The following is a 14,893-nucleotide window of genomic DNA, read 5'->3' on the forward strand; positions in this document are numbered from 1 at the left end:
TGGCGACGTAGCGCTGGAAGGCCTGGCCACCTCGGCAACCGGCGCCGGCGAGCGCGCGGGACCCGGTGGCGTCACCGGCTCGAAGACCGGCGCATGAGAGTGGTTCACCGCCGTGTTCGATCGCGGCGCGGCGGTCCGGCCGCCCGCAGCCGACAGCCGCAGCGTCTGGCCGGGCCGGATCGTGTAGGGAGCGGCGATGTGGTTCCACGCGGCCAGGTCGCGGAAGTCCACGCCGTGGCGGAAGGCAATCGAGTAGAGCGTGTCGCCGTGCGCGACGCGATAGTCGCCAGTAGCCGGTGCAGGCGCAGGCGACACCATGCGTGGCGCACCGGTGGCACGGCTAGGCTGCACCACGACGGATCGTCGCGTGAGGTCGCAGGCGGCAAGGGCCAGCGCGGCCAGGAGGACCGCGGAAAGACGCATCCATTTCATCATGCCGTCCAGCATACCCAGCCGACACGGCAATTTCACGAAGGCGACCTCGCCGCGACGCCGTTCAGCGCGGCCAGATCCACCATGCCAGCAGCAGCGCCAGCACGATGATCGCCACCCAGCCGATCCGCTCGATGTGCTTGTGCAGCAGCCGCTCGGCACGCTCGCCGAAGATCCGGATCAGCAACGCCAGCAGCCACACGCGCTTGCCGCGCCCGACCGCCATGCAGATCAGGAAAGGCACCACCGGCACGCCGACGATGCCCGACGCCCAGGTCACGAACTTCATCGGCACCACCGGCTGCAGCGCCGCCAGCGCCAGCACCAGCAACAGGCCCAGCCAATGCTGGTTCATCTGCGCGCGCAGGCTGGCCACACCCTGCTCGATGGGCCCCAGCAGGTGCAGCGAGGCGAGCAGCGGCTGCAGCGCCTGGAACGCCCAGTGGCCCAGCGCGTAGCCGACCAGGGAGCCCAGCAGCGAAAACAGCAGGCTGACGTTGGCATAGAAGAACGCCTTCTGCCGCTTGCCCAGCATCATCGGCGCCAGCATCACCTCCGGCATGACCGGGAAGATGAAGGCCTCGACGAAGCTCAATCCGCACAGGTAGTAGAGCGCCCGCGGATCGCGCGCCCAGGTGAGTGCACGCGAATAAAGCGTTCCGAACAGGCGCATCTAGGGCGTTCCTTCTCGCGTGAGGTGTGGCATCAGCCGATGCCGCCGAGCAGCGGCACGAAGCTGACGGCGCCGAGCTCTTCCTGGATGAAGTCGCCCTGCCCGTCGCCGCGGATGCGCAGCAGCATCTGGCTGCTGGGCGAACCCACCGGCGCCACCAGCACGCCGTTGGGCGCCAGTTGGTCGAGCACCTGGTTCGGGATCGCATCGCCGGCGGCAGTGAGGATGATCGCGTCGAACGGCGCCTCGTCCGGCCAGCCGAGCTTGCCGTCGTCGTGACGCGAGCGCACGTTGGCCAGCCCGAGCTGGCGGAAGCGGCGGCGTGCCTGGCGCAGCAGCTCCTCGATGCGCTCGACGGTGAACACCTGCCCCACCACCGCGGCCAGCACGACGGCCTGGTAGCCCGAACCGGTGCCGATCTCCAGCACCTTCTGCGGCGCTGCGCCGCCGAACGGTTCCAGCAGCGCCTCGGTCATGCGCGCGACCACCCATGGCTGCGAGATCGTCTGGCCATGGCCGATCGGCAGCGCGGTGTTCTCGTAGGCGCGCGAATGCAGCGCCTGGTCGATGAAGTGGTGACGGGGCGTATTGCGGATCACCTCGATCACGCGTTGATCGCGGATGCCGCTTTCCTTGAGCGTCGCGGCCAGGCGGTCGCGCGCGCGCTGCGAGGTCATCCCCTCGCCCTTGAACGCCGACGGCGGCAGCGGATGGATGTTCATCGTCATCGCTTCAGGCCGCCTTCTCGTCCATCGCCGCGGTCATGGCCTGCATCCAGCCGCTGATCTTCTCCAGCGCCTGGTAGCGGGTCAGGTCGACATGGATCGGCGTGACCGAAACGTAGCCGCGGCGCACCGCGTCGAAGTCGGTGCCCGGGCCGTCGTCCTCGGCGCCACCGGCCGGACCGATCCACCAGATCGGCTTGCCGCGCGGGTCGGTCTGGGCGATGCACGGCGCCGAACGGTGCCGCTTGCCCAGGCGCGTCACCTCGAACCCCTGGATCTCATGCCAGGGCCGGTCCGGTACGTTGACGTTGAGGATGGTGTCGGCCGGCAGCGGATCGACCAGCAGCCGCTTCATCAGCTGCAACACCGCCTGCGCCGCCGAAGCGTAGTGCTCGCCCTTGTGGTCGCGGCTGACCAGCGATACGGCGATCGCCGGCAGGCCGAGGAAACGCCCTTCCATCGCCGCCGACACCGTGCCCGAATAGATCACGTCGTCGCCGAGGTTGGATGAGTTGTTGATGCCCGACACCACGATGTCCGGTTCGTGGTCGAGCAGGCCGGCCAGCGCCAGGTGCACGCAATCGGTCGGCGTGCCGGCCACGCGGTAGCGGCCGTCGTCCATCTTCAGCGCGCGGATCGGCGCGTCCAGGGTGAGCGAATTGCTGGCGCCGGAGCGATCGCGGTCGGGCGCCACCACCGTCACCTGCCCCACCGTCGCAAGGCATTCGGCCAGCACGCGGATGCCGGGGGCATCCACGCCGTCGTCGTTGCTTACCAGGACTCGCATGAGGTTCCGTCAGAAGTGCGCGAACGCGCGCCGCAAGAGGCCACGCCTTGATCCGTGCGAGTCTACCGGACCATGCCTTAGGTTTCACGGCCACGCGTGCCGGGGGCCCTCTCCCAGCGGGGAGAGCGTTGGCTCGCCCGGCCCCATCGACAGGGCCTTGCTAGCATGTCCCCATGAAGAAGCGCCGCGCCCCGGTCGAACCGAATGAGGACGACATCCGCCTGTTCCGCGAGGCCATCGGCCCGGTGCGCGAGATCCGCGCCGACGTACCACCGCCGCCCGCGCCACGCCCGGAGCCGCGTGCCCACATGCTCGAAGCGGACGAAGCCGCCGTGCCCGGCGAACTGCTGGAGCCCGCCTTCGATCCCGCCCTGATGGAAATCGGCGAGGAATTGGCCTACCTGCGCGACGGCTACCCGCCGCGCCTGCTGCGCCAGCTCAAGCGCGGCCAGTTCAGCGTGCAGGACGAGATCGACCTGCACCACATGAACGCCGCCGCTGCGCAGGCAAGCATTGCCGACTTCCTCGCCGAAGCCCGCCAGCACGGCCTGCGCTGCGTGCGCATCGTGCATGGCAAGGGCCTGCGCTCGAAAGCCGCCGGCCCGGTGCTGAAGGCGCTCACCGACCGCCTGCTGCGCCGGCGCGACGACGTGGTCGCGTTCGCCTCCGCGCGCCCCGCGCAAGGCGGCACGGGGGCGGTGGTGGTCCTGCTCAAGAGCGCGTAGCGCCGCTCAGTCGGCGCGAATGGCCGCCACCGGCGCCACGGCCGCAGCGCGGCGCGCCGGTCCCAACACGGCAATCTGGCCAAGCAGCCACAGCAGCAGCGCGCCGACCAGCGCGAACCAAGGCGGCATCCGCGGCAGCTCGCCGCGCTCCATCAGCCACAGGTTGGCACCGATGGCGAGCGCCACGCCCAGCATCGCGCCTGCGCCCACGATGAGGAAATTCTCGGTCCGGAAATAGGCAAGGATGTCGCCCCGCGTGGCGCCCAGCGCGCGACGCATGCCGATCTGCCGGCGCCGCTGGCTGACCCAGAAGCTGCTCAGCCCGACGATGCCGCCCGCCGTCGCCAGCAGCAGCAATACGCTGAGCACCACCATCGCAGTCGCCACGCCGCGGTCGACCGCATACCCCGTCTCGCGCACCTGCGTCAGCGTGAGTACGCCTTCGCCGGGGTCGATCAGGCGCATGCGGTCCTGCGCCAGCAGCGCAGCGACCGACGCCCGCATGGCCGATGCGCGCTGGCCCGAGTGCGCGCGAACCAGGTAGACCGTGCCGTCCGGGTCGGCCAGCCGCGCCGGGATCAGCACCGTGTCCTCGTCGATGCTGCGCACGGTGCTGCCGGCGTACGCTCCCTGCAGCCGCTCCACGATGCCCACGATCGCGCTCGGCCCGTCGAGGTAGACGGTCCGCCCCAGCGCCGGCGAATCCGGAAAGAGCTTCTGCGCCAGGTCGCGGGTGATGATGATCGACGCCGGCGCCACCTTGTCGAATGATCCCGTACGTGCGATCTCCTCAGCCCGGAAATTGCGTCCCGCGACCAGCCGCACGCCGAGCGTTTCCAGCGCGTGCTCGTCGGCGAAATAGCTGATGGCCAGGCGCGGACGCGTGGTCTGTGCGGGATCGCGCTTGATGCCGACCGGCAGGCCGCCGCCACCCTGCAACGGGTAGGCCTCGCTGGCGAAGGCGTCGCGCACGCCGGGCAAGCCGCGCAAGGTGGCCAGGTCGGCGCGCATCCGCGCGTCGACGCGCGCGCCGTCGTCATGACCCAGCCAGCCGTTGCGGATCACGAACAGGTTGGCCTCGTCGGTGCCGGTCGGGCGCGCCAGGTGGGCCAGCCGGGTGTGCAGCACGAACAGCGCGTTGCTCACCACCGCGAGCGTCAGGGCGACCTGCAGCACGATCAGCGCCGTGGCCGCCTTGTGGCGGCGCAGGGCGGCGAGGATCGGCTGAACCTGCATCCCCATGCGCATCATCGGCTCCTCATCCCTGCGCCAGCTGCCACGCCGGCCGCACCTGCGCGGCACGCCACGTAGGCCAGAGGGCTGCGGCCAGCGTCGCGGCCACGGCGGCGAGCAAGGTCAGCGACATCAGAAAGGCATCCAGACGCGCCAGACGCGCAATCTCCGGCACGAACACCCGGTCGAGGCCCAGCATGCCCAGCGCCGTGAGCAGCACGCCCAGCACGCCGCCGGCCGCGCCGATCAACGCCGCCTCGACGAGGAACTGGCGCACGATCTGGCGCCGCGGCGCGCCCAGCGCACGGCGCACGCCGATCTCCAGGCCACGCCGGCTGAAGCGCGCCAGCAGCAGCCCGACCACGTTGACCAGGCACACGATCAGGAACCCCAGCGAAACCCACGCCGACAGCTTCGAACCCTGCGGCACGGCGCGATGGTCGACCAGCACCTGCGCCAGGTTGCGCAACCGCACGTTGACCGGCCAGGCAAAGCGCCCCAGCCGCTGCTGTTCGGTGGCGTAGTTGACGAGGAAGCGCTGGTAACCGGCGGCGCTGGCGGCATCCGGCAGCTCGACCCAGCCATCGATCCAGACGCATTCGCTGGCGAGGAAGCCGTTCCAGTCGGACACGTAAGGAGCCGCACTCGTGCTGCTGCAGTAGTCGGTGAGCGGCGGCTTGCGCTGTTCCAGCGCACGTGCGAAGGGAACATAGACCTGCGGCAGCTTGCCGAAGCCGTTCCAGGTGCTGGCGATGTCGATGTAGCGCGGCAGCGGGTCGAAGTCGCCGAGCACACCGGCGATGCGGTAGTCGTGGCCGTCCAGCGTCAACGTGCGGCCGGTACTGTCGATGTCGCCGAACAACTTGCGGTTGAGATCGCCGGTGATCACGGCGACCGGCACGCGCCCCTGATCCGCCGCATCGTCCCAGCCGTGTCCGTAGCGGAACGGCACGTCGAACATTTCGAAAAAGTCGGCGGTTACCGCCTCGCCCGCTTGCGGGAACGGCGGGCTCCCGGGGTCGGCGGGCACCACGCCGAAGTTCGTCGGATAGACCAGCGTCTGCCGCAGCGCGCGGCGCGCGTGCAGCAGGGCCATCGCATCGGTGTAGCTGAGCTGATCGGGCGGTTGGCCATTGCCGTTGTGGGCTGGGCCGAAGTTGTCGACCTGCGGCACGAACAGGCGGCTGGACTTGGCGGGGATCGGATCGCTGGCCGCCACCCGCAGCACCGCGTAGCTCAACGTGCACGCGGCCACGCCAAAGCCCATCAGCATGACCACGAGCGCAGTCAGCGCCTTGCTGCGCCGGCAACTGCGCACGGCCAGTTCCAGGTAATAGCGCAACATTCCATTTCCCCAATTCCCCGCGACAACCTTAATGGGCGCCGGCCCGCGTGGGAATCCGCGCCGGAGCCTCAGGTGTGCGCCAGTTCGCGCACCACGACGGTGGCGTAGGCGCCAGCGGGCAGTTCGAAGGCCAGTTCCAGCGCGTCGTCGGCCAGCCAGCGCCAGCCGAGGTTGCGGGGCAGCAGGCGCAGGGGACGGCGTTCCTGGTCCATGCGCGCGGCGGCGAGGCCTTCGGCAAGGTCGTTGTCGCGGGCGGCGATTTCGCGTTCCAGGGCGGCGGCGGCTCCGCTGGTGGGCGGCTCGCCCTGGCCCCACAACGGGCCGGACGGGTGGATGTCGCCGCGCGCCAGGCGATCGGCCAGCGCGGCGTCGAACGGCTCGGGGCCGAACCAGGAGCGCGAGCCGGCGAGCGACCAGATCTCGCCCTCCAGCGGCGTGTCCCACGCGCCCTGTTCCACCCGCGCGGCGAGCACGCCGTTGAAGATGTGCGAACGCGCCGCCGAGAGCAGAAAACTGCGCTGGTCGCGATCGACCCGGCGGCCGGCAAACATCGCGCGGGCCTGTGCCACATTGCCGCCCTCGCGGCCGAAGCGTTGCTCGCCGAAGTAGTTGGGCACGCCGCGGGCGGCGATGGCGGCGAGCACGCGTTCGGCGGCGGCACGATCGCCCTGCACCTCGCGCAGCACCAGCACGAAGCGGTTGCCGCGCAGGGCACCGCGCTTGAGCTTGCGGCTGTGCCGGGTGGCGGCCAGCACCTTCACCTCCGCATGCGGGAAGGCCGGCCAGTCCGGGTCGGGCTTGCCGGCCAGTTGCACGGTGAAGGCCTGGCGCGTGACCGCGTGCCGGTCCTTCAGGCCCGCGTAGCCCACCGCCACCGGCGGCACGCCGGCGAAGCGCGCCAGCTCGCGCGCGACCCAATCGGTATTGGCGCCGCGCTTTTCCACCCACAGCAGCGCGTGCTCGCCGGCGCCATCGGCGTCGTAGCCGAGGATCTCCTCGACCAGGAAGTCCTCCGGTGCGGAGCGCAGGCGGGCGGTGAGCGGTGGATTGCCGTAGGCGTAGGGAAGTTCGGACATGGAAGCGGTAAGGATCGCAAGGTGCAGGAGGGATGCAGGCGCCAGGCGGCGGCATCGATATGCGTTGGCCTTACCGGCCAGCGCGCTCGTGGCGGGCATTACATCAGGAACAGCGTGGCCAGCCCCAGGAAAATGAAGAAGCCGCCGCTGTCGGTCATCGCGGTGATCATCACGCTGGAACCCAGCGCCGGATCGCGGCCGAACTTCGTCATCAGCATGGGGATGCCCACGCCGGCGAAAGCGGCCAGCAGCAGGTTGAGGGTCATCGCCGCGGTCATCACCAGGCCCAGTGCAACGTTGGTGTACAGCAGGTAGGCCACGATGCCGATCACGCTGCCCCAAATCAGGCCGTTGATCAGCGACACGGCCAGCTCCTTGCGCCACAAACGCTTGGCGCTGTCGGGGGTGATCTGGTTGAGCGCCAGCGCGCGCACGATCATGGTGATGGTCTGGTTGCCGGAGTTGCCGCCGATGCCCGCGACGATCGGCATCAGCGCGGCCAGCGCGACCAGCCGCTGGATCGAACCCTCGAACAGGCCGATCACGCGCGAGGCGACGAAGGCGGTGACCAGGTTGACCGCCAGCCACGACCAGCGATTGCGCAGGCTCGCCCAGACCGGAGCAAAGATGTCCTCTTCCTCGCGCAGGCCGCCGCGGCTCAGCGCTTCGCTTTCGCTCTCCTCGCGGATCACGTCGACCATCGCGTCGATGGTGATGCGGCCGATCAACCGGCCGGCATCGTCCACCACCGGCGCGGTCACCAGATCGTAGCGCTCGAAGGCCTGCGCCGCCTCGTAGGCATCGTCGGCCGGGTGAAAGGTGTTGACGTCCGGCGCCATCACGACGCCAACCATCTTCTCCGGCGCATTGACCAGCAGCCGGTGCAGCGGCAGCACGCCGGTGAGCAGGTTGTCCTGATTGATCACGAACAGCTTGTCGGTCTGCGCGGGCAATTCGTCGAAACGGCGCAGGTAGCGCAGCACGGTCTCCAGGCTCACGTCCTCGCGGATCGTCACCATCTCGAAGTCCATCAGCGCGCCGACCTGATCCTCCTTCCAGGACAGCGCCGATTGCACCCGCTCGCGCTGCTGTGCATCCAGGCTGGCCATCAGCTCGGGCAGCACCTCGGTCGGCAGGTCCTCGACCAGGTCGGCCAGCTCGTCCGCATCCAGCGGTTCGACCGCGGCGAGGATCTCGCGCTGGTCCATGTCCGCGATCAGCGACTCGCGCACCGCGTCGGAGACTTCCAGCAGGATTTCGCCGTCGCGGTCGGCCTTTACCCGCTGCCAGACGGCCAGACGCTCGTCCAGCGGCAGGGCCTCCAGCACGAAGGCGATGTCGGCCGGGTGCAGTGCGTCCAGCCGCTGCTGCAACTCGGCCTGGTGTGCTGGCGCGGCGTCCTCGGCCAGCCGTTGCAGCAGCCCGGCGATGGCCTCCAGCTGCTCGTGCAGCCGATGGGCGCCGCGGGCCTCGGCCTCGCTCACGCGCGTTCCAGCAGCACGCAGGCCTGCGCGGCGATGCCTTCGCCGCGGCCGGTGAAGCCGAGCTTTTCGGTAGTGGTGGCCTTGATGCTGATGCGGCCGACCTCGCAGGCGAGATCCTCGGCCAGGTTTGCGCGCATCGCCTCGGCATGCGGGCCGACCTTGGGCGCTTCGCAGATCACCGTGACGTCGGCGTTGCCCAGTGCGTAGCCGTGCTGCGACATCAGCATGGCCGCGTGGCGCAGGAACCGGCGGCTGTCTGCGTCGCGCCAGCGTTCGTCCGACGGCGGGAAATGCCGGCCGATGTCGCCCAGCGCCAGCGCGCCGAAGATCGCGTCGCACAACGCATGGATCACCACGTCGCCGTCGGAGTGCGCTACCACGCCGCGGCCATGCGGCACGCGCACGCCGCCGAGCACGACGAAGTCGCCGTCGCCGAATGCATGTACGTCGAAGCCCTGGCCTATGCGCATGAATGCCACCCCTTTCCGAACGCCTGCGTGGTTTGCCATTACTACGAAGCAGACACCCGGTGCGGCCACCAGGGTGCCGTTCCTGCGGGAAGCGAGGAGCCGGAGGCCTCCTTCCGACAGCCCGTCATCCCGTCCTCGACAGCAGGAATTCCGCCAATGCGAAGTCTGCCGCCGTGGTCACCTTGATGTTGTCCTCCGCGCCCTCGACAAGCATCGGCGCGTGCCCCGCCCGCTCCATCGCCATGGCTTCGTCGCTGACCAGCACGCCGTCGCGACTGGCCGCCTCCAGTGCTGCCACAAGCTGCCCGTGGCGGAACATCTGTGGCGTGAAGGCGCGCCAACGCTGCTCGCGCGGTTCGGTGAGGGCACTGCGCCCGTTGGCGTCGGCGCGCTTGAGGGTGTCGCGCAGCGGCGCGCCGAGCAGGCCGCCGCCGGCAGGCGAGCCAAGGTCGATCAGGCGGTCGATGTCGGATGCACGCACGCAGGGGCGCGCCGCATCGTGCACCAGCACGAAATCGTCCTTGCCGACCTCGGGAGGCAGCGCGCGCAAGCCGGCGAGCACGGAATCGGCGCGTTCGCCCCCGCCGACGGCACTGAGCACAGGCTTGCCGCCGAGCATGCCGATGCCCGGCCAGCGCTGGTCGCCCGCGGCCAGCACCACCAGCAGGCCGGCGATGCGCGGATGCGCCGCCAACCGATCCAGCGTGTGCAGGATCAGCGCCCGGCCGCCCAGCGGCAGGTATTGCTTGGGGCAGTCGCCGCCGACCCGGGTGCCGCGGCCGGCGGCCGGTACCACGCACCACAGCGCGGCCATGTCAGCGGCCGCCGCCGTCACTGGCAGCCGGAGGCGAAGCTGCGCTTGCGCTTGCGGCCGGCCGTTCGACCACCTGGTAGAACGTTTCGCCCGACTTGATCAGGCCCAGTTCCGCCCGTGCCCGGGCCTCGACCGCCTGCTCGCCATGCTTCAGGTCGCTGACATCGGCGGCCAGCGCCTGGTTGCGCTGGCGCAGGCGCTCGTTGTCGTCGCCCTGCTTCTTCACCGAAGCGCGTAGGGTCTCGACTTCGCGCATGCCGCCGCTGCCGGTCCACAGTTTGAACTGCAGACCGAGCAGGACCAGAAGGAGGATCAGCGCGATCCAGCGCAGCATGGTCGGTGGCGTACCTTCGGGTTCAGCCCGGCAGGCGGGCGAGGTTGGGGAACGCGTTGCGGCCAGCGTAGCGGGCGTTGGCACCCAGGGCTTCCTCGATGCGCAGGAGCTGGTTGTACTTGGCCACGCGGTCGGTGCGGCACAGCGAGCCGGTCTTGATCTGGGTCGCAGTGGTGGCCACGGCGATGTCCGAAATGGTCGTGTCCTCGGTCTCGCCCGAGCGGTGCGAGACGACCGCCGCATACTTGGCCGCGTCGGCCATGGCGATGGCTTCCAGCGTCTCCGACAGCGTGCCGATCTGGTTGACCTTGATCAGGATCGCGTTGGCGATGTGCTTCTCGATGCCCTCGCGGAAGATCGCCGGGTTGGTGACGAACAGATCGTCGCCGACCAGTTGCACTTCCTTGCCGAGCTTGTCGGTGAGCAGCTTCCAGCCGTCCCAGTCGCCCTCGGCCATGCCGTCCTCGACGGTGACGATCGGATACTGCCTTGCCCAGCCGGCGAGCAGGTCGACGAACTGTTCCGGCGCATAGGCCTTGCCCTCGCCTTCCAGGTCGTACTTGCCATTCTTGAAGAACTCGGAGCTGGCCACGTCCAGGCCGAGCAGGATCTCGCTGCCGACCTTGTAGCCTGCCTTGCCGACCGCTTCGAGGATGGTGTCCAGCGCTTCGATGTTCGAGCGCAGGTTGGGCGCGAAGCCGCCCTCGTCGCCGACGGCGGTGTTGAGGCCCTTGGCCTTGAGCACGGCCTTGAGCGCATGGAAGATTTCCGCGCCGGCGCGCAGCGCCTCGGCGAAGTTCGGCACGCCGACCGGCAGGATCATGAACTCCTGCACGTCGACGTTGTTGTCGGCGTGTGCGCCGCCGTTGATGATGTTCATCATCGGCACCGGCAGGCTGCCCGGCTTGCCGTGCGCGAGGTAATTCCACAGCGGTTCGCCACGCGAAGCGGCCACCGCGTGCGCCGCGGCCATGGAAACGCCCAGCAGCGCGTTGGCGCCGAGCTTGCCCTTGTTCGGGGTGCCGTCCAGCGCGATCAGCTTGGCGTCCAGGCCCTTCTGGTCGGCCGCGTTGAAGCCCTTGAGCGCATTGGCGATCGTGCCGTTGACGTTGGCCACCGCGTTCCTCACGCCCTTGCCGCCGTAGCGCGCCTTGTCACCGTCGCGCAGCTCCACCGCCTCGCGCGAACCGGTGGAGGCGCCGCTGGGCACCGCGGCTCGGCCGAACGCGCCACCGGCCAGGGTGACCTCGGCTTCCAGCGTGGGGTTGCCGCGCGAGTCGAGGATTTCACGGGCGTGGATGCGGGTGATCGTGGTGGTCATGGGAAGTCCGTCTGTCGAGTGGCGTCAATGTCTTTGGTGCGGACGGCGGGCTCCATTCAGCCCGCCGTAGCGTAGAGGTCGTGTTCGAGAAAGCCGTGGCGCTTGGTCACGGCGTCCAGCTCCATCAGGGTTTCCAGCAGCGCCTCCATCCTGTCCAGCGGCCAGGCGTTGGGGCCATCGGAAAGCGCCTTGCTCGGGTCCGGGTGCGTCTCGGCGAACAGGCCGGCCACGCCGACCGCCACCGCCGCGCGCGCCAGCACCGGCACGAACTCGCGCTGGCCGCCGGAACTGGCACCCTGCCCGCCCGGCAACTGCACCGAATGCGTGGCGTCGAACACCACCGGGCAATCGGTCTCGCGCATCACGCTCAGGCTGCGCATGTCCGACACCAGGTTGTTGTAGCCGAAGCTCGCGCCGCGCTCGCACACCATGATGGCGTCGTTGCCCACGGCCTTGGCCTTGGCCACCACGTGCTTCATGTCCCACGGCGCCAGGAACTGGCCCTTCTTGATGTTCACCGGCTTGCCGGCGCGGGCCACGTTCTGGATGAAATCGGTCTGCCGGCACAGGAAGGCGGGAGTCTGCAGCACGTCGACCACTGCGGCCACCTCGTTCATCGGCGTGTACTCGTGCACGTCGGTGAGCACCGGCACACCGATCTGGCGCTTGACCTCGGCCAGCACGCGCAGGCCCTCCTCCAGGCCCGGGCCGCGGAAGCTCTGGCCGGAGGAGCGGTTGGCCTTGTCGAAGCTGGATTTGAAGATGAAGTTGACGCCCAACCGGCCGGTGATCTCCTTGAGCTTGCCGGCCGTGTCCAACTGCAGTTGCTCGGACTCGACCACGCAAGGGCCGGCGATCAGGAACAAGGGCTGGTTGAGGCCGACTTCGAAACCGCAAAGCTTCATGGGTGTTTCCTGTCAGGTGCCATGGTCGAGGCCTGCAAACCAAGGTCCGATACCGCGGCTTGCGGCATCGGGCAGCATGCGCCGCGCGTCATCATGCCCGTGCCTGCGCACCCGCCAGCTTCTCGCCTTCGCGCATGGCCTTGTGCTCGCGCGCCGCCTCGACGAAGCCGATGAACAACGGATGGCCGTCGCGCGGCGTGGAGGTGAACTCCGGATGTGCCTGGCAGCCCAGGAACCACGGATGCTTCTGCTGCGGCAGCTCGACGATTTCCACCAGCAGGTCGTCCATCGACTTGCCCGACACCACCAGGCCCAGGTCTTCGAAATCCTGCCGGTAGCGGTTGTTGAACTCGTAGCGGTGGCGATGGCGCTCGCGCACCACTTCGTGACCGTAGAGCTCGCGCGCCAGCGAGCCGGTCTTCAGGCGGCACTCCTGCGAGCCCAGGCGCATGGTGCCGCCGAGGTCCGAGTGTTCGCTGCGTTGTTCCAGTTCGCCGGCGGCGGTGGTCCATTCGGTGATCAGCGCGATCACCGGGTTGGCACTATTGCGCTCGTTCTCGCTCGAATCGGCGTCCGCAAGGCCCGCCACGTTGCGGGCGAAGTCCACTACCGCCGCGTGCATGCCGTAGCAGATGCCGAAGTATGGTACGCCCGTCTCGCGGGCATACTTGGCCGCGAGCACCTTGCCCTCGAAGCCGCGCTTGCCGAAGCCGCCCGGCACCAGGATCGCGTCGGCCTTGCCCAGCACCTTCTGCGCGCCCTCGGCCTCGACCTGCTCCGAATCGATCCAGTCCAGGTTGACGCGGGTCTGCTGCTTGATGCCGCCGTGGCGCAGCGCCTCGCCGAGCGACTTGTAGGCGTCCTTGTGCTCGACGTACTTACCGACAATCGCGATGGTGACCTCGTCCTTCGGGTGCTCCACCGCCTCGACGGTGCGGCGCCAGCTGGACAGGTCCGCGGGCTTGGCATCCAGCCCCAGCCGCTTGACCACGATGTCGTCCAGGCCCTGGCTGTGCAGCCACAGCGGGGTCTTGTAGATCACGTCCACGTCGACCGCGCTGATCACCGCGTTCTCCGGTACGTTGGTGAACAGGGCGATCTTGCGCCGCTCGGCTTCCGGCAACGCCTCTTCGCAGCGGCACAGCAGGACGTCCGGCTGGATGCCGATCGAGCGCAGTTCCTTGACCGAATGCTGGGTCGGCTTGGTCTTGATCTCCCCGGCGGCCTTGATGAAAGGCACCAGGGTCAGGTGCATGAACAGGCATTTCTCCGGGCCGTGCTCGATGCGCAGCTGGCGGATCGCCTCCAGGAACGGCAGCGACTCGATGTCGCCCACGGTGCCGCCGATCTCCACCAGCGCCACGTCGAAGCCGCGGGTGGCCTCGTGCACGCAGTGCTTGATCTCGTCGGTGATGTGCGGGATCACCTGTACGGTGGCGCCCAGGTAGTCGCCGCGGCGCTCCTTGCGGATCACGCTCTCGTAGATCTTGCCCGTGGTGATCGAGTTCTTGCCGGTCAGCCGGGTGTGGACGAAGCGCTCGTAGTGGCCCAGGTCCAGGTCGGTCTCGGCGCCGTCGTCGGTGACGTACACCTCGCCATGCTGGAAGGGACTCATGGTGCCCGGATCCACATTGATGTAGGGATCGAGCTTCATCATGGTGACCGAGAGCCCGCGCGCCTCGAGGATGGACGCAAGCGACGCCGCCGCGATGCCCTTGCCAAGCGAGGACACCACACCGCCGGTGACGAAAATCAGGGGGGTCATGGAATGCAGCCGTGCTGGAAATCGGCATTTTAGCGGGTGAAGGCTCCGGCGGCGAGACATTCGAACCGAGCGGTTCACGCTTAAGCCCTCTCCCGCCGGGCAGGGAGCTCGGGAAAGGGGCCGGTGGCGCCTGGTATCGCGCTCCGCCCGAACCCTCGCCTGCCCTTCGGGCACCCGGAAGGAGAAGGTCCACGGTTTGGAGACCATCCCACATCGTTCGCCCTGAGCGTAGGCCCGAAGCGCCGAAGTCAAAAGGGTCCCCTCAAGGCGCGGCGCTTCGACTCCGGCGCTTCGCGCCTACGCTCAGCGTGAACGGTCCGGAATGGAAGGCGCTAGCATGCGTTGATGACGACCCCCATCACTTCCCGTCTGGCTGCCCTGCGCCAGGCCATGCAACGCCACGGCGTCGCGGCCTGCCTGGTGCCCACCGCCGACCCGCACCTGTCCGAATACCTGCCCACGCACTGGGCCGCCCGCGAATGGCTGTCCGGCTTTACCGGCTCGGCCGGCACGCTGGTGGTGACCGCCACCGACGCCGACCTTTGGACCGACTCGCGCTACTTCTTCCAGGCCGAGCAGCAACTGGCCGGAAGCGGCATCGCGCTGAAGAAGCAGAAGGCGTCGCAGGCCTCCGAACACCTGCAATGGCTGCAGCAGCACCTGCATGAAGGCAATGTGCTGGCGGTGGCGGGCGACAGCCTGTCCGTCGCCTCCCGCCGGCAGATCGAGCGCCTGCTGGGCGAAGCCGGCGCGCGCGCGCGCACCGACCTGGACCTGCCCGGCGAGGTGTGGGCGGACCGCCCC

16 protein-coding genes are annotated in these 14,893 nt (G+C 69.0%); 2 read left to right on the plus strand and 14 right to left on the minus strand.

From position 1 onward, the window contains the following. The 4 genes from HOQ08_RS09265 to surE form a co-directional block, all read right to left on the minus strand. Positions 1-447 (minus strand): LysM peptidoglycan-binding domain-containing protein (locus tag HOQ08_RS09265; RefSeq protein ID WP_291193564.1); only part of this gene is annotated, 447 nt, incomplete at its 3' end. Between the two features lie 49 nt (positions 448-496). After that, complete coding sequence (locus tag HOQ08_RS09270; protein WP_291193566.1) at positions 497-1,105, minus strand: DedA family protein; 609 nt, start codon at positions 1,103-1,105, stop codon at positions 497-499. 32 nt (positions 1,106-1,137) lie between these two features. Beyond that, positions 1,138-1,827, minus strand: coding sequence for a protein-L-isoaspartate(D-aspartate) O-methyltransferase (locus tag HOQ08_RS09275; protein ID WP_291193568.1), 690 nt, complete (start codon positions 1,825-1,827; stop codon positions 1,138-1,140). Between the two features lie 10 nt (positions 1,828-1,837). Continuing rightward, positions 1,838-2,617 (minus strand): 5'/3'-nucleotidase SurE, encoded by a 780-nt coding sequence (gene surE, locus HOQ08_RS09280; RefSeq protein ID WP_291193570.1) that lies wholly within the window; start codon positions 2,615-2,617, stop codon positions 1,838-1,840. Positions 2,618-2,790: 173 nt separating this feature from the next. On the opposite strand from surE, the gene HOQ08_RS09285 reads away from it, so the two are divergent. Next, on the plus strand, positions 2,791-3,342 hold the full coding sequence (locus tag HOQ08_RS09285; RefSeq protein WP_291193572.1) for a Smr/MutS family protein: 552 nt from the start codon (positions 2,791-2,793) through the stop codon (positions 3,340-3,342). A 6-nt stretch (positions 3,343-3,348) separates the two neighbouring features. On the opposite strand, the gene HOQ08_RS09290 is transcribed toward HOQ08_RS09285, so the two are convergent. From HOQ08_RS09290 to HOQ08_RS09335, 10 genes are all read right to left on the minus strand, one after another. Continuing rightward, positions 3,349-4,590, minus strand: a complete 1,242-nt coding sequence (locus HOQ08_RS09290; RefSeq protein ID WP_291193574.1) for an FtsX-like permease family protein — start codon at positions 4,588-4,590, stop codon at positions 3,349-3,351. Between the two features lie 10 nt (positions 4,591-4,600). Then, the gene (locus tag HOQ08_RS09295; protein ID WP_291193576.1) at positions 4,601-5,920 is read right to left on the minus strand and encodes an ABC transporter permease; all 1,320 of its coding nucleotides are present in this window, start codon (positions 5,918-5,920) and stop codon (positions 4,601-4,603) included. A 68-nt stretch (positions 5,921-5,988) separates the two neighbouring features. Continuing rightward, positions 5,989-6,996, minus strand: coding sequence for a tRNA pseudouridine(13) synthase TruD (gene truD / locus HOQ08_RS09300; protein ID WP_291193578.1), 1,008 nt, complete (start codon positions 6,994-6,996; stop codon positions 5,989-5,991). A 98-nt stretch (positions 6,997-7,094) separates the two neighbouring features. Next, on the minus strand, positions 7,095-8,480 hold the full coding sequence (gene mgtE, locus HOQ08_RS09305) for a magnesium transporter (RefSeq protein WP_291193580.1): 1,386 nt from the start codon (positions 8,478-8,480) through the stop codon (positions 7,095-7,097). Then, positions 8,477-8,950 (minus strand): 2-C-methyl-D-erythritol 2,4-cyclodiphosphate synthase, encoded by a 474-nt coding sequence (gene ispF / locus HOQ08_RS09310; protein WP_291193582.1) that lies wholly within the window; start codon positions 8,948-8,950, stop codon positions 8,477-8,479. The genes mgtE and ispF overlap by 4 nt, the downstream gene beginning before the upstream one ends. Before the next feature lie 124 nt (positions 8,951-9,074). Further along, a complete protein-coding gene (gene ispD / locus HOQ08_RS09315) occupies positions 9,075-9,764 on the minus strand; it encodes a 2-C-methyl-D-erythritol 4-phosphate cytidylyltransferase (protein WP_291193584.1) in 690 nt (229 codons plus the stop codon). A 1-nt stretch (position 9,765) separates the two neighbouring features. Then, complete coding sequence (gene ftsB / locus HOQ08_RS09320; protein ID WP_291193586.1) at positions 9,766-10,098, minus strand: cell division protein FtsB; 333 nt, start codon at positions 10,096-10,098, stop codon at positions 9,766-9,768. 22 nt (positions 10,099-10,120) lie between these two features. Continuing rightward, the gene (gene eno / locus HOQ08_RS09325; RefSeq protein ID WP_291193588.1) at positions 10,121-11,419 is read right to left on the minus strand and encodes a phosphopyruvate hydratase; all 1,299 of its coding nucleotides are present in this window, start codon (positions 11,417-11,419) and stop codon (positions 10,121-10,123) included. Positions 11,420-11,475: 56 nt separating this feature from the next. Further along, on the minus strand, positions 11,476-12,324 hold the full coding sequence (gene kdsA / locus HOQ08_RS09330; RefSeq protein WP_291193590.1) for a 3-deoxy-8-phosphooctulonate synthase: 849 nt from the start codon (positions 12,322-12,324) through the stop codon (positions 11,476-11,478). 91 nt (positions 12,325-12,415) lie between these two features. Then, positions 12,416-14,089, minus strand: a complete 1,674-nt coding sequence (locus HOQ08_RS09335) for a CTP synthase (RefSeq protein ID WP_291193592.1) — start codon at positions 14,087-14,089, stop codon at positions 12,416-12,418. Positions 14,090-14,434: 345 nt separating this feature from the next. Between HOQ08_RS09335 and HOQ08_RS09340 the strand changes: the two genes are divergently transcribed. Beyond that, positions 14,435-14,893, plus strand: a 459-nt coding sequence (locus tag HOQ08_RS09340) for an aminopeptidase P family N-terminal domain-containing protein (protein WP_291193594.1), incomplete at its 3' end; no start/stop codon positions are given.

Source organism: Frateuria sp., assembly GCF_013362045.1.
Lineage (GTDB): Bacteria > Pseudomonadota > Gammaproteobacteria > Xanthomonadales > Rhodanobacteraceae > Frateuria_A.